This is a genomic window from Ochrobactrum sp. C6C9 (genome assembly GCF_022627935.1).
Taxonomy (GTDB): Bacteria; Pseudomonadota; Alphaproteobacteria; order Rhizobiales; family Rhizobiaceae; genus Brucella; species Brucella teleogrylli.
Window position 1 is genome coordinate 81,236 of the sequence record NZ_JABXGB010000021.1, and the last position, 14,552, is coordinate 95,787.

The window sequence follows — 14,552 nt, forward strand, 5'->3', positions numbered from 1 at the left end:
AGATTACATTCATGTATTAATACTTGAGTACGCCTGTCATGTTATATATAAATGGGCTTTGTTATTATATTTTTCGCCCTTCGGTTCGGTTGACAACTTCGTCTTATTGCGGTGAACTGCCAAAGTGAAAGTCAAGCCTGCCCGACAACGTGACCGGGAAAATTTCCCCTGCACGTCGGTTCTAATCATCAGGGAGGTATCGCACGATGAATGTGGAGCTCTCACGCCGCCAGTTTCTGGGCGGAACGGGAGCGGTGGTAGCGGCTTCGGCGCTCGGTTCTTTCGGCTTCGGTGCGGTGGAAACCGCCTATGCCGAATCCATCCGCCCCTTCAAGCTGGCCAATACGACCGAAACCCGGAATACCTGCCCTTACTGCTCCGTAGCCTGCGGCATCATCCTTTATTCCAAGGGTGATCTGCGCAAGGGCGAGAAATCCGACCTGATCCATATCGAGGGCGATACGGACCACCCGACCAATCGCGGCACGCTGTGCCCCAAGGGCGCGGCGCTCAAGGATTTTGTCAAGGCGGAGACACGCCTGAAATATCCGATGGTGCGCGAACCGGGCACCAGTGCATTCAAGCGGATATCATGGGAGGACGCGCTGGACCGGATCGCGCGCCACCTCAAAGATGACCGTGACGCGAATTTCATCGCGAAGAACGAGGCGGGCGTCACCGTCAACCGCTGGACGTCGACGGGCTTTCTCGCCGCATCCGCAACCACCAACGAAACAGCGTTTCTCACCTACAAGGTGGTGCGCAGCACAGGCATAGTCGCATTCGATAATCAGGCACGCGTCTGACACGGCCCGACGGTGGCGAGTCTCGCCCCATCATTTGGCCGTGGCGCAATGACCAACGCCTGGACAGACATCAAGAACACTGATCTCATCGTCGTCATGGGCGGCAATGCGGCGGAAGCGCATCCGTGCGGCTTCAAATGGGTGACGGAGGCCAAGGCCAACCGTGGCGCCCGGCTGATCGTCGTCGATCCGCGTTTCACGCGCACGGCATCGGTGGCGGATTATTATTCGCCGATCCGTCAGGGGTCGGATATCGCCTTCCTGCTCGGCGTCATCAACTACTGCATCCAGAATGACAAGGTGCAGTGGGAATATGTGAAGCATTTCACCAATGCCAGCTACATCGTCAAGGATGGCTTCGAATATAAGGACGGACTTTTCAGCGGCTATGACGAGGAAAAACGCGACTATGATCGCTCAAGTTGGGATTATGTGATCGGCGATGACGGCTATGCCGTTGTGGACGATACGTTGCAGCATCCGCGTTGCGTGTGGAACCTGCTGAAGCAGCATGTGTCCATCTACACGCCGGAAATGGTCGAGCGCATTTGCGGCACGCCGAAGGAGAAATTCCTGAAAGTGGCCGAGATGATCGGCGAATGCTCCTCGCCGACCAAGACTATGACATCCATGTATGCGCTGGGCTGGACGCAACATTCCAAGGGCGCGCAGAACATTCGCGGCATGGCGATGCTGCAACTGATCCTTGGCAATATCGGCGTGCGGGGCGGCGGCATGAATGCGCTGCGCGGTCACTCCAATATTCAGGGTCTGACCGATATCGGCCTGATGTCCAATCTTCTGCCGGGCTATATGAATATCCCGGTCGAGAAGGAGATCGACCTCGACACCTATATGTCGACGCGCAGCTTCAAGCCGCTGCGCCCGAACCAGACAAGCTACTGGCAAAACTACAAGAAGTTCTTCGTGAGCTTCCAGAAGTCCATGTGGGGGAGCGCCGCTGTAGCAGAAAACGACTTTGCCTATGACTGGCTGCCGAAGCTGGACGTGCCGAATTATGACGTGTTGCGCATCTTCGACATGATGAACAATGGCAAGGTCAACGGTTATGTCTGTCAGGGCTTCAATCCGCTGATGGCTGTGCCAAACCGCAACAAGCTGACCGCGGCCCTATCGAAGCTGAAATTCCTCGTCACGATGGACCCGCTTGAAACGGAAACATCGCGCTTCTGGGAAAATCACGGCGAGTATAACGACGTCGATACCGCATCAATCCAGACGGAAGTGTTCCAGCTGCCATCCACCTGCTTTGCAGAGGACGAAGGTTCGCTGACCAATTCCGGACGCTGGCTGCAATGGCACTGGCCGGGGGCGACACCGCCCGGTGAGGCGAAGACCGACAACTGGATCATGGCGCAGATCTTCATGCGGCTGAAAGCGCTTTATAGCAAGGAAGGCGGCGCACTCCCCGATCCAATTCTCAATCTGGTCTGGGAGTACAAGGACCCGGAAGAACCGACCGCCGAAGAACTGGCAAAGGAGCTCAACGGCAGCGCCCTGACCACGCTGATGGACCCGACGGACCCGAGCAAGGTGGTGCTGGAGGCAGGAAAACTGCTACCCGGTTTTGCCGTGCTGCGCGATGACGGTTCCACCGCGTCGGGCTGCTGGATCTATTCGGGTTGCTTCACCGAGGCTGGCAACAACATGGCGCGCCGCGACAATCACGATCCTGACGAGACCGGTGCCTATCTCAACTGGTCGTGGGCGTGGCCTGCCAACCGGCGCATCCTCTACAACCGTGCCTCCGCCGATCTCAACGGCAAGGCATGGGACCCGAGCCGTAAGCTCATCGAGTGGGACGGAACCAAATGGACAGGCTATGACGTGCCGGACATCGCGCCGACCGCCAAGCCACAAGAAGTCGGTCCTTTCATCATGAATGCGGAAGGCTCGTCGCGCCTGTTCTGCCGTGGCATGATGCGGGATGGTCCGTTCCCGGCCCATTACGAGCCGTTTGAATCGCCGATCGCCAATGTGGTTGCGCCAAATGTCCGGGGCAATCCGGTGGCCCGCGTCTTCAACAACGACTTCAAGCAGTTCGCCGATACCGCATCCGAGGAGTTCCCCTATGCGGCGACCTCCTATCGCCTGACCGAACACTTCCACTACTGGACCAAGCATGTGCATGTGAATGCCGTGTTGCAGCCGGAATTCTTCGTGGAAATTTCGGAAGAACTGGCCAAGGAAAAGGGCATCGCCAAGGGCGACTGGGTGCGCGTCTGGTCTAAGCGCGGCTCGGTCAAGGCCAAGGCGGTGGTGACCAAACGCATCAAGCCGCTCATCTGCGACGGCAAGACGGTGCATGTGGTCGGCATTCCGCTGCACTGGGGCTTCATGGGCGCTGCCCGCAAGGGCTTCGGCCCCAATTCACTGACCCCGTTCGTCGGTGACGCAAACATCGAGACGCCAGAATTCAAGGCGTTTTTGGTCAATATCGAGCGCAGCAGCGCGCCTGTTGCTTAGAAGGGATTGAAGAATGTTTCCACCCGTTCCCAATCCCAGTGTCCAGCCGCAAGCTCCGCGCTTCGGTGACAGTGACCTGATGCGGCGGTCGGCGTCATCCGTGACGCCACCTGCTGAACGCCAGACAGAAGTGGCCAAGCTGATCGACGTGTCGAAATGCATCGGCTGCAAGGCGTGCCAGTCGGCCTGTGCCGAATGGAACGATACGCATGAGGAGGTGGGCATCAATGTGGGGGTCTATGACAACCCGCATGATCTGACGCCCAACACCTTCACGCTGATGCGCTATACGGAATGGGATAATCCCGACACCGGCAATCTGGAATGGCTCATTCGCAAGGATGGTTGCATGCATTGTGAGGACCCCGGCTGCCTCAAGGCCTGTCCGGCGCCTGGCGCCATCGTGCAATATTCCAACGGTATCGTCGATTTCATCCACGATAATTGCATTGGCTGCGGCTATTGCATCAAGGGCTGTCCGTTCAACATCCCGCGCATCTCGGAAGTGACCCACAAGGCCTATAAATGCACGCTGTGCTCCGACCGCATTGCGGTTGGACAAGGCCCGGCCTGTGCAAAAGCATGCCCTACTCAGGCCATCGTCTATGGAACCAAGGACGAAATGAAGGAATGGGCCGATAGACGCATCAAGGATCTGAAATCCCGTGGCTTTGAAAATGCCGGGCTTTACGATCCGCCGGGAGTCGGCGGCACACACGTCATGTATGTGCTGCACCACGCCGACAAACCGGAAATTTACGCCAACCTGCCGAACAATCCGCGCATCAGCCCGGTTGTCGAAGTCTGGAAAGGCGTCTCCAAATATGCAGGCATGGCGGTAATGGGGCTGGCCGTCGCCACCGGCTTCCTGCATTATATTTTCAAGGGTCCGAATGTCGTGACCGAACATGATGAGGAAGAGGCCGAAAAGCTCACGGGAGAAAAAAGCTCATGAGCAAGACCGACTTTGACGATGTTTCCGCCAGCGATGACATAGAACCGGGCAAGCCGGTCCGCGTGCATCGCTATTCCGGCGCCGCGCGCATCAATCACTGGATCACCGCCATCAGCCTCGTGCTGCTGGCGCTTTCCGGGCTTGCCATGTTCCACCCTTGGCTGTTTTTCCTGTCCGGTCTTTTCGGCGGCGGTCAGTGGACGCGCACGATTCATCCATGGATCGGCGTCGTGCTGTTCTTCAGCTTCTTTGGTCTTTTCGTGCGTTTCTGGAGCGCCAATCTCTGGAAGCGCGAGGACACGCGCTGGCTCGGTCAGGTCGATGATGTGATCGCTGGCAATGAGGAGAAACTGCCCGAAATCGGCAAATATAATGCCGGGCAGAAGCTCGTTTTCTGGTCAATGTCATTGCTGATCATCATCCTGATCGTCTCAGGCCTCGCCATCTGGAACGAATATTTCGGCTTTATCGTCAGCATCGACCAGCAACGCTGGGCATTGCTTATCCACTCCATGGCCGCCGTCATCGCCATCTGCGTCTGGATCGTGCATGTCTATGCCGCAATCTGGATCAGAGGCACGTTCAGCGCCATGACGCGCGGCACGGTGACCGGCGGCTGGGCATGGCGGCACCATCGCAAATGGCTGCGCGAGTTGAACGCCAAGCGCAAGGCGAAGCAGGCAAGCGGCAAACCGGCAGCATGATTTTACGCATCGCCGGGTTGAAAAATCTGGCGATCGACCGAGAATGAATATGGTTGCACTGGTCCACGTGGCCCGGCGGGTTCGTGAGGGAGTAGAATGGCAGGTAAGACAGATCTAGCGCCGGACCCGACGGCGATTGGCGAAATATCGTCTCCACCCTTTGTACGATTGCCTGATCCCGACGACCTGTTTTCCCGAAGAGCCGCGCGCCTGCGGCTGCTGGGTTCGGTCAGCCCACTCAAACCCTATCTCGAATTTTTGGCCGATCTGAGCGGTGCGCAGGCTGCGGTTCAAAAAGAGCTCGGCCCGGTTTCGCCAAGCGACACCAGCCGGAAACCTGAAATGCCCTGCATTGACCGCGATGTGGCAGCATCGGATGGCACCCTGAATTCAACCTTCGACAACTTGTTTGATCGCGTGCACCATATCGTCAAACCGCAAGATGCCGCCGATGCCTTGGCACGTGTGGCCGCAGCCAGCCCGGCAGAGCGCCGCAGCATGATTGATGCGGTTTTTACCGGTATGCTGCCGCCGGATGCGATTGCCGAACATATCTATATCTGGGCAGGGCTTCAGTTGCATTTCACGCGGCTTGCATCCGCGCTTGATCCGAAAGCCGTGCTGCCCGTTGCCGATGGCGTCTGCCCCACTTGCGGCAGCATGCCATCCGGGTCAATCGTGGTGGGCTGGAAAGGCGCACATGGTGCGCGCTTTTGTTCCTGCTCGGTTTGCAACACGCTCTGGCACTATGTCCGCATCAAGTGCGTCTGCTGCGGCTCCACCAAGGGCGTCGGCTATAAGGAAGTTGAAGACGGCGGCGGCGTCATCAAGGCGGAAACCTGCGACGAATGCCAAAGCTGGACCAAGATCATCTACCAGCAGCAATCCACCGATGCAGACCCGATGACCGACGATGTGGCAAGCCTCGGCCTTGATATGCTGATGCGCGAAACGCCCTATCGACGCGGCGGTTTTGCGGCCTTGCTTGCAGGATTGTGAGGCACGATGGATCAGACCCGGTCTCACCTGCGGCAGTTGCCCTCCGTCGATGCACTCCTGCAAATGCCGGAACTTGGTCCCGGGCTCGAACGCTTTGGTCGCCCGGCGCTGACCGAAGCCATCCGCACTGTTCTGACCGAAGTGCGCGAAGCCGTGAAATCCGGTGCTGCACCGTCCTACAGCGCAGAGATTACCCAACGCGTTATTGATTTGCTTGAAGCCTCGGAGCAATCGAGCCTGCGCCCGCTGTTCAATTTGACGGGAACGGTTCTGCATACCAATCTCGGACGCGCCATATTGGCCGAAGCGGCCGTCGAGGCTGCGACGGCAGCCATGCGCGAAGCCGTTTCGCTGGAGTTTGATCTTTCCACCGGTGCACGCGGCGAACGCGACGACCATTTGCGCGCTTTGGTCTGCGAACTAACCGGCGCGGAAGATGCGACCATCGTCAACAACAATGCCGCCGCCGTGCTGATCGTGCTAAACAGCCTTGCGGCGGGCAAGGAGTCTGTCGTTTCACGCGGCGAACTGATCGAAATCGGCGGCGCGTTCCGCATGCCGGATATCATGACCCGCGCAGGCACCAGACTGGTTGAGATTGGCACCACCAACCGCACCCATCCTCGTGATTATGAAGGCGGCATTGGGCCGGATACGGGGCTGATCTTGAAGGTCCACACCTCCAATTACCGCATTGAAGGCTTTACGCGGGAAGTAACGGCGGCGGAGCTTGCCGCAATCGCCAAGGCGCGCGGTGTGCCGCTGGTCAACGACCTTGGGTCCGGCACACTCGCCGATCTGACGGTTTTCGGTCTGGCGCATGAGCCGACCGTGCGCGAAGCGGTGGCCGAAGGGGCCGATATCATTACCTTCTCCGGCGACAAGCTGCTCGGCGGACCGCAGGCCGGGTTCATCGTCGGCCGGCGCGATCTGATCGCCCGCATCAACAAAAACCCGATGAAGCGCGCCCTTCGCGTGGACAAGATCAGGCTCGCCGCGCTGGAAGCAACGCTGAAGCTCTATCGCAATCCCGAACGTCTGGCCGAAAAGCTGCCGACGCTGCGCTATCTGGCGCGGTCGAAAAGCGACATTGCCATTCAAGCGACCCGATTGCAGCCGGAACTGCAAAAGGTGCTCGGTTCAGCTTTTGATGTGACAGTGACGAATTGCGCCAGCCAGATCGGCTCCGGCGCTCTGCCATTATCAACCGTCCCAAGCGCCGGATTGTCCATCGCCCCGAAAAACGGCAGTGGCTCCGCGCTCACCTCTTTGGCCACCGCGCTCCGACAATTGCCGCTGCCGGTGATCGGGCGCATCGAAAAAGGCGTTTTCATTCTCGATCTGCGCTGCCTTGATGATGAGACCCGCTTCGTCAGGAACCTGGCTTCCTATGCGGCTCGCTGATCTTTTCTCCCGCAAGCCAAAGCCAGACAGTGACGCGCAGTCGCTGGAACAGGCGCTTGTCGCGGCGAAATCAGGGGACTACGCCACCGCCCTGTCGATATGGGAACCGCTGGCGCGCAAGGGCAATGCCCGCGCCCAGAACAATATCGGTGCCTGTTTTGCGGGCGGCATGGGGGTCGAAAGAAATATCGATCTCGCGCATCAATGGCTGGCCTTGTCTGCAAAGGCGGGTGACGCCTCCGGCCAGCGCAATCTCGCCTCGCTTCTGTTTAAGGGCGAGGACATCGACCCCAACTATCCCGAAGCGGCAAGACTCTATCGGCTGGCTGCCGAACAGGGCGACGCGCAAGCGCAGGACATGCTGAGCTGGATGCTGCTGGAAGGCGACGCCATTGTCGCCGACCCGGTGGAAGCACGCGAATGGGCGCTGAAAGCCGCCGAAAGCGGTGTTGCCGCCGCCATGACGCGGCTTGGTATGATCTATCATAACGCACTCGGTGTGCCGCGCGATCCAGCGCAAGCCGTGTTCTGGTGGCGCAAGGCGGCGGACGCTGGCGATGCCGATGGCGAAGCCATGCTGGGTGCCGCGCTTCATCTCGGCATGGGTGTGGAGCGAAATGCTTTGTCGGCTTATGAACACCTGTTACGCGCTCGTTCCCAAGGCAGCGCCCTTGCCGAGCCCTTTCTGCAAGCGGCTCGCGAACAGCTGGATGACGATGAGCGCAGAACAGCCGAAACGCGCGCTGCCGGAGGCCGCCGCCCATGATTATCGGCACGGCTGGACATATCGACCACGGCAAGACGTCCCTCGTCCGTGCGCTCACGCAAATCGACACTGACCGGCTCAAGGAAGAAAAGGCACGCGGCATTTCCATCGATCTTGGCTTTGCCTATCTGCCCCTGACAGGCGACGAACAGGAAATCCTCGGTTTCGTCGATGTGCCGGGGCATGAAAAATTCGTGCATACCATGCTGGCGGGCGCGGCCAGCATCGACTTCGTTCTGCTGGTGGTGGCGGCCGATGACGGCATCATGCCGCAAACACGCGAACATCTGGCCATCGTCAATCTGCTTGGGATCAAACGCGGCATCGTTGTGATCACCAAGTGCGATCTTGTCAAAGCCGCGCGCGTGAGTGAGCTGGAAGCCGACATCCGCAACATTCTGGCCGCAACACCGCTTGCCGATGCTGTCATATTGCCGGTGTCCACGGTGACTGGCGAAGGACTGGACCAGCTTAAAGCGACGCTCGAAACCGAGGCGCGAAGCTTTCCGCATCGCCCTGCCGATGGACGCTTTCGCCTTGCTGTGGATCGGTCCTTCACCATCCAGGGCGCGGGGACTGTCGTGACAGGCACCGTCCTTTCCGGCACGGCCAGGATCGGCGATCAACTGACTATCAGCCCTTCGCGAAAACCGGTGCGCGTGCGCACAATCCATGCGCAAAACCGGCCACGCGAAACTGCACAGGCGGGCGACCGTTGCGCGCTCAATCTGGCAGGCGAGGGCATCTCCAAGGACGCTGTCAGTCGTGGCGACATGGTGTTGTCCCCCGACTTGCACCTGCCGACAGATCGTATCGACGCCTCGCTTTCAATCCTGCCATCGGAACGCAAGCCGATAGACCAGTGGTTTCCAGTACGGCTGCACCATGCGTCGGCGGAAGTGGGTGCGCGCATCGTGCTTTTGCAGGACGAGGCGCTCGCGCCGGGCGCGCATGGACGTGTGCAACTGGTGCTGGATCGCCCGATTGCAGCCGCATCGGGTGATCGTTTTGTCGTTCGCGATGTCTCCGCGCAGCGGACAATCGGCGGTGGTCGCTTTCTTGATCTGCGCCCGCCGCAGCGCAAGCGCCGTAGCCCTGAACGCATGGCGCAACTCGACGCCCATGCCATTGATGACCCAGTACAAGCGGCCCGGGCGCTGCTGTCCGTCGATCCGTTTTATCTGGATGCAACCGCTTTTCTGCGCGACCGTGCTTTGAGCCATGGACCGCAATATCTGGCGCAAGCGCTCGATGCGACGGTTCTGCCGCAAGGACAGGCGCGGTTGCTGCTGTTGCCGGAGCGCTGGGATGCATTGCGGAATGCCATTCTTGAGCGGCTCGGCATTTTCCATGACGAGAACCCGGACCTGATCGGCATGGGCGTGGAAAGACTGCGTCTGCTTTTAAAACCGCGCCTGCCTGCAAGCGCCTTCCGGGCTGCGATAGCCGCGTTGACGGATTTGCAACTGGTGAAGCTCGACGGCGCTTGGCTTCGGCTCAGCGAGCATGAGGTGACGATGAGTGACGCCGACGCGGTACTGTGGGAGCGGATCGCGCCGATGCTTGGCGGCGAAGCGCGCTTTCGCCCGCCGCGCGTGCGCGACATTGCCGGTTTGGTGGGCGAAAAGGAGGAAGACATCCGCCGCATTCTCAAGCTTGGCGGTCGGATGGGTCGTGTGCATGAAGTGGCGCACGATCATTTTTTCAAGCGTGATACGATTGCCGAGATGATCGGCATACTCTCGGTGATGGATGAAGAATTCGACAGCGGCTGGTTTATCGCCGCGCGTTTTCGCGATCGTGTGGACAGTGGCCGCAAGGTGGCGATCCAGATCCTTGAGTTCTTTGATCGCAACAGCGTCACAATCCGGCGCGGAGATTTGCGGCGGCTAAACCGTCGCAAGCTGGACTTGTTCGGCGATTTCGCTGAGACCCGACTCACGGATGAATGCCCCGCCTGAACGGGGCAAACCATCCGCCTTAAAAGATAAAGCGCTTGCCACCGGTCGATGTGGAAACGCGACCCAATTTGCCTGGGCCACCTGCCACCACCGGACCGGATGTCTGATCTTGCTTGATAGTCTGCTTGGTGGTCGACACAGCGGGCGCTGACGCAAATGCTGTTCCCGACACCATGAATGCCCCAATCGCTAACACGGCTATGGTCTTCATCATTCCTCCTCTACTGGTCTCGCCAGTATGGACGCCGAAATTTGATGAGATCATGCAGGCGTTGTTACACAATCCCCCATCAGGAAACGGTAGATTTTGCCCGGGCGCTATACGGCATCTGTCGTATTTCGGGAGGGCTGAGCGCTCTGGACGCAGAAAATCCGCGCCCTAGTTAATTTTTACCCACTGATGCGTTCCAAAACGACGCAACAACAGGGCGCAACGAGGAGACGCCTTCATGCCTGAACCGAAAGAAGACGGCCAATCAGCGGAGGTCCTGAAGGAAAGTCTTCCCTCCAAAGCCGCTGCTATTCATGAACTCATTCGCCGCGAAGGCGAAAAGGAAATGAACAGAGAGGCGATGGCGCTGTTCTGGTCGGCAATCGCCGGTGGTATTTCGATGAGTACCTCGATGATCGCCCGAGGCATTCTGGAGGCCTACCTTCCCGACGGGAACCTGTTCTTTCTGCTCAGTTCAGCCGGCTATACCGTTGGCTTTATAATTGTGATCATCGCCAACCAGCAATTGTTCACCGAAAACACGATCACCCCGGTTCTGCCTTTTATGACAGAGCCGACTGCGTCTCACTTTTTCAAGATGATAAGGCTGTGGAGCATCGTTCTTTTGGGCAATCTGATCGGAGGAGCGATTGCCGCCCTCGTCATAGTCTTGATGCCCATCTTCTCCGTTGAGGTTACGCGCACATTTACAGATATGGGCAAGCATCTTATGGAGAACACAAGTAATGAGCTATTCAGCAAAGGCATCATGTCTGGATGGCTGATTGCGACTTTGGTCTGGATGCTGCACAGCACCAAGCAAGGCCATATTTTTCTTATTTTCCTGATCACCTATCTCATTGCAATCGGTGATCTCACCCATATCGTGGTCGGGTCGATTGAAGTGCTCTTCTTGCTGTTCATCGGCGAAGTTTCCGCTTTCGACAGCATCTTCAAATTCGGTCTGCCCACGCTTTTTGGTAACATCGTCGGGGGCACATTCATCTTCGGGCTGATTTCGCACGCCCAAATCCGGGCCGACGAATAGCTGGGACCAAAAGGCGGGGAACTTTCGCGTGCGTCCGAAGTTCGGTGTCGTTGGTGTCAATTGCCGCTCAGACCAAGCTCGGGAAGTTGGCGCCCGCCCTGTCTTGCCCACGCAAGACAGGGCATTTTTAACGGAACCATTTTTGCTCTGGTGCATTCAATGGCCGTTTTACTGCATCTTGCAGGCTTTTGATTGGTGGCTGAAAGGAGGGTTCTATGCCGCTCTTCAATGAAGCGAGCCGTATATACGCGCCGGGAGAAGTCGATTTGATGCGCAGATGTTTTACCGAAGCCAGCGAGAAGCTCGAGGCAGGCGGCAACGCCTATTCAGCTTCAGACCTGGCATCCAGTATCATCAGTCTCTACCAGAGCGGATTGCGTAATCAGACATATATCGCTGATCTGGCAGCGGGCATTGCAAGCGCCAGATATCTGTCCCGACAACAAGAAGTCGACGTCAACCGGCAAGACCAATGACCCAGGAGGGAAGAAAATGGCACAAAAGCGAAATCCGTGGTCCGACCCGGATCTGGTACGAGAGAAAGAAGCTATCGATCCATCTCCTGTTGAACCCAGTGACCATCAGGAAAAGCCCACTCATGAACAATCAAATGCGCCGGGCAACCCGCATATCCAGGTTCCCAAAGAACCTTATCCCGACCGTTCGAATGATTGAGTGAGTAACGCGCGGGACCCTTAAGCCAGACAATTCCATGCTGCGCGGATGCCATCAAGACTTGGTGGGAACGCTTGCTTGGTGTAGCGTTACGCCCAGTGTCAGCGAAGTCTGGCAATGAGGTTTGGCAACAATCCCCCCTAGCGATCATGAGTGACGAAACATGAAGACACTGGCGACAGCTATTTGCATACTGATCGTGGCGGCAGCCCTCACCGGTTGCGCCAATCGCTCGTGCCGCGATTGGCCGGGGACGTGCATCATTCAGTGATTGAGGTAAACCGGGCAGGCCCAGCTGAAGTGGGCGTTACGTCCCGCGTTTCTCGCTATTCTTCTTCTTTTTATCTTCGTCGTAGTGAAACTTGATGGCGAAGAACATAGCCACGCCCAACACGAGAACCTTGAACGCTATCAAGAATACAGGAATCCATTCCATCTTCTGAATATTCCATGCTGCTATCTATCGCGAAGGCACTAGCACAAATAGCACCCAACGCTGCGGCGCAGATTGACGCGGTGATAACCCGTTACTACAGTTAGCCCGTGCGAAAGTATGGGACGAATTCAATATCTGGAAGGGATGCATGCCCGGTGGCATGTCCGGACTTCAAATTCTAACGCCCACGTCTGCCGCTGTATTCAATCACCCTCAAAAATCCCGAAATGTCGGCTATAGCGGCAGGCTCTTTCCTCATCTGTATGCATCTATATTGGATCGTGCTACCGAGTTGGGTAGCAAAATGGTAGCAACCCGTTCGTTGTCTGTTCCGATACGTCTGCACCTTTGCGACCGGAGGTTTTTTCCACCGTGGAAATAACTCCGAACTCGGCCAGCCCAAATTTGGACCCGACTTAAACCGTCTGAATAAGACGCTTGTCAGACGCCGAAACGTTACGGAAGCGTTACAGTAACGTCACGCGTAACGCCCTGTAGCGTCACTTGACAGTCACGCGACAGTCGCCCGATGTCGTGGAATTGTCGATTTCGCGGGGTAAGATCACCGTTGTTCGACCATCTAGTCGGAGGGAACAATGGAAAGCATCTTCTCACCTGTAACGTTAGCGAAGCGCTGGGAATGCTCTGAAAAGCACGTCCGACATCTAATCAAGTCTGGCGAGCTCAAAGCATTCCGGTTGGGCGGAAAGCTCTATCGCATCAAGGAAAGCGAAGTGGTGGCATTCGAGTCGCGTGACATTGAAACCGCTTCAGAACCCAGCGAGAAGTTGTTAGAGCGACTTGATCCTCTCACGCGAGTCACCCTGTCGAACCTGCGCCGCCGCTCAACCAACCGAGGTACGTGTTAATGCCTGCTTCCAAAAACCCCGGAATACGTCTTGCTGATCTGGATCGAATGGCAAAGGCAGCAAAGCGGCATAACGTGCCTATAGAGATGCAGGCCGCTGATGGCAGAATTTTTCGCGTCTATCCGTCGACCGACGACCTCAAACCTTCCGCTTCTATTGATCCAGACATCGCGTATGGCGGGACAACTTTGGAAGAGTGGCGAAACAGGAAACGCCGTCGCTAACCAGAAGGGATTTGCGCCAATGCCGTTGCTTACAATAAAGCAAGCTGCTGAGGCTTTGGCCATATCAGTCCGGCACCTCATCAATCTTTCCGAGGACGGGGAAATCCCCTATGTGAATGTTGGCCGAGGTACGCGGAAAATACGCCGCTACGATCCGGCTGATATCGAGGCGTTCAAGAGCCAACGGAAAACGGTTGGAGTTGCTGAGCAGCAGCCCGCTTCTTCAAGGCGTGTGCCACGTAGTTCGCCACTCACCATCGTGGATTTCCGTGCCCTTTTGGAAGAAAGACGTTCTAGGAAGCGAAAATGACCAAGAGAGCCGCAATTATGCAGGCCGATCTTCGCCGTATGGCAGTTATTGCCAAGGAAGAAGGGGTTACGATTGAAGCCGAGATCGGCGGTGCGATCTATCGGGTATCCCCCGCCGTGGACGTTCACAATCTTATACCCCGTCGCGATAAGCCGACTGTTCGCCTGTGATCGTCCTCGCGATGCAAACTCGCCTGTGGAAAACTCCCTTGTTGACTCTCTAATGTTGACGTGAACAAAATAGGAACGTCGCCGGCGAAAGCCGACAGCCCCGATACGCTTGGGAATGATGATGTCTGCTTATGAGGAGCACGGCAAATGAACGCGCTTGCGCAAAAAGAAGGTTACGAAGACGAGATCGATCTAGTGCTCGCCTACTATGACGGTGACGTGCGAGCTGCGATTGAAGCTCTGCTGAAGGATCGCGACTTTTTGGTTAAGGAAATAGAATACGCCAGTCTGGCAATGTCGATGGGCTTTGCACGTGGCTGGAAGCCGACGGTGTTCGTAAAATGAGCAGTAGATCACGCGGTGAGCCGCCAAAGACGCTCATCAACAAGGAATATCCGTTTCAGGTCGTGCTTTACCTCACCGACTGGCACCGGACAAATCTCGTCCAGATGTTGAACGACCGGGAGAGATTGGGCGGGTATCGGCTGTGGTCCGGTGTGTATCACGATAAGAAAGATTTCAGCACG

Annotated in this window: 15 protein-coding genes and 1 pseudogene; 15 read left to right on the forward strand and 1 reads right to left on the reverse strand. The window is 57.3% G+C overall.

Annotation, left to right across the window (positions count from 1 at the left end):
• Window positions 1-206 precede the first annotated feature (206 nt).
• The 7 genes from fdnG (at window position 207) to selB (ending at window position 10,082) form a co-directional block, all read left to right on the forward strand.
• Window positions 207-3,293: a formate dehydrogenase-N subunit alpha gene (gene fdnG / locus HWD97_RS16870; RefSeq protein ID WP_109366929.1), complete on the forward strand. Its 3,087-nt coding sequence runs from the start codon at window positions 207-209 to the stop codon at window positions 3,291-3,293.
• Window positions 3,294-3,306: 13 nt separating this feature from the next.
• Window positions 3,307-4,248, forward strand: a complete 942-nt coding sequence (fdxH, locus tag HWD97_RS16875; protein WP_109366928.1) for a formate dehydrogenase subunit beta — start codon at window positions 3,307-3,309, stop codon at window positions 4,246-4,248.
• Complete coding sequence (locus tag HWD97_RS16880) at window positions 4,245-4,952, forward strand: formate dehydrogenase subunit gamma (RefSeq protein ID WP_371835273.1); 708 nt, start codon at window positions 4,245-4,247, stop codon at window positions 4,950-4,952. Before fdxH ends, HWD97_RS16880 begins: the two co-directional genes overlap by 4 nt.
• 96 nt (window positions 4,953-5,048) lie before the next feature.
• The gene (gene fdhE, locus HWD97_RS16885) at window positions 5,049-5,951 is read left to right on the forward strand and encodes a formate dehydrogenase accessory protein FdhE (protein ID WP_121539511.1); all 903 of its coding nucleotides are present in this window, start codon (window positions 5,049-5,051) and stop codon (window positions 5,949-5,951) included.
• A 6-nt stretch (window positions 5,952-5,957) separates the two neighbouring features.
• Window positions 5,958-7,355 (forward strand): L-seryl-tRNA(Sec) selenium transferase, encoded by a 1,398-nt coding sequence (selA, locus tag HWD97_RS16890; protein WP_109366925.1) that lies wholly within the window; start codon window positions 5,958-5,960, stop codon window positions 7,353-7,355.
• A complete protein-coding gene (locus tag HWD97_RS16895; RefSeq protein WP_109366924.1) occupies window positions 7,342-8,121 on the forward strand; it encodes a tetratricopeptide repeat protein in 780 nt (259 codons plus the stop codon). Before selA ends, HWD97_RS16895 begins: the two co-directional genes overlap by 14 nt.
• Window positions 8,118-10,082 (forward strand): selenocysteine-specific translation elongation factor, encoded by a 1,965-nt coding sequence (gene selB, locus HWD97_RS16900; RefSeq protein WP_109366923.1) that lies wholly within the window; start codon window positions 8,118-8,120, stop codon window positions 10,080-10,082. The genes HWD97_RS16895 and selB overlap by 4 nt, the downstream gene beginning before the upstream one ends.
• A 19-nt stretch (window positions 10,083-10,101) precedes the next feature.
• Here the strand turns inward: selB and HWD97_RS16905 are convergent, their stop codons facing one another.
• On the reverse strand, window positions 10,102-10,296 hold the full coding sequence (locus HWD97_RS16905; protein ID WP_124915321.1) for a hypothetical protein: 195 nt from the start codon (window positions 10,294-10,296) through the stop codon (window positions 10,102-10,104).
• 235 nt (window positions 10,297-10,531) lie between these two features.
• On the opposite strand from HWD97_RS16905, the gene HWD97_RS16910 reads away from it, so the two are divergent.
• The 8 genes and pseudogenes from HWD97_RS16910 to HWD97_RS16945 all read left to right on the forward strand — a co-directional run.
• Window positions 10,532-11,341 carry a formate/nitrite transporter family protein gene (locus HWD97_RS16910; protein WP_109366921.1) on the forward strand — a complete coding sequence of 270 codons (810 nt, stop codon included), beginning with the start codon at window positions 10,532-10,534 and terminating at the stop codon, window positions 11,339-11,341.
• Between the two features lie 215 nt (window positions 11,342-11,556).
• On the forward strand, window positions 11,557-11,817 hold the full coding sequence (locus tag HWD97_RS16915) for a hypothetical protein (RefSeq protein ID WP_109366920.1): 261 nt from the start codon (window positions 11,557-11,559) through the stop codon (window positions 11,815-11,817).
• Between the two features lie 16 nt (window positions 11,818-11,833).
• Window positions 11,834-12,016, forward strand: a complete 183-nt coding sequence (locus HWD97_RS16920; RefSeq protein ID WP_121539512.1) for a hypothetical protein — start codon at window positions 11,834-11,836, stop codon at window positions 12,014-12,016.
• Between the two features lie 1,032 nt (window positions 12,017-13,048).
• Window positions 13,049-13,321: a helix-turn-helix domain-containing protein gene (locus HWD97_RS16925; RefSeq protein WP_371835274.1), complete on the forward strand. Its 273-nt coding sequence runs from the start codon at window positions 13,049-13,051 to the stop codon at window positions 13,319-13,321.
• A 99-nt stretch (window positions 13,322-13,420) separates the two neighbouring features.
• Complete coding sequence (locus HWD97_RS16930; RefSeq protein WP_371835275.1) at window positions 13,421-13,855, forward strand: helix-turn-helix domain-containing protein; 435 nt, start codon at window positions 13,421-13,423, stop codon at window positions 13,853-13,855.
• On the forward strand, window positions 13,852-14,025 hold the full coding sequence (locus HWD97_RS16935; RefSeq protein ID WP_371835276.1) for a hypothetical protein: 174 nt from the start codon (window positions 13,852-13,854) through the stop codon (window positions 14,023-14,025). Before HWD97_RS16930 ends, HWD97_RS16935 begins: the two co-directional genes overlap by 4 nt.
• Before the next feature lie 147 nt (window positions 14,026-14,172).
• Window positions 14,173-14,370: a hypothetical protein gene (locus tag HWD97_RS16940; RefSeq protein ID WP_371835277.1), complete on the forward strand. Its 198-nt coding sequence runs from the start codon at window positions 14,173-14,175 to the stop codon at window positions 14,368-14,370.
• Window positions 14,367-14,552, forward strand: a pseudogene (locus HWD97_RS16945) (hypothetical protein); the annotation flags it as partial. The gene HWD97_RS16940 and the pseudogene HWD97_RS16945, both read left to right, overlap by 4 nt.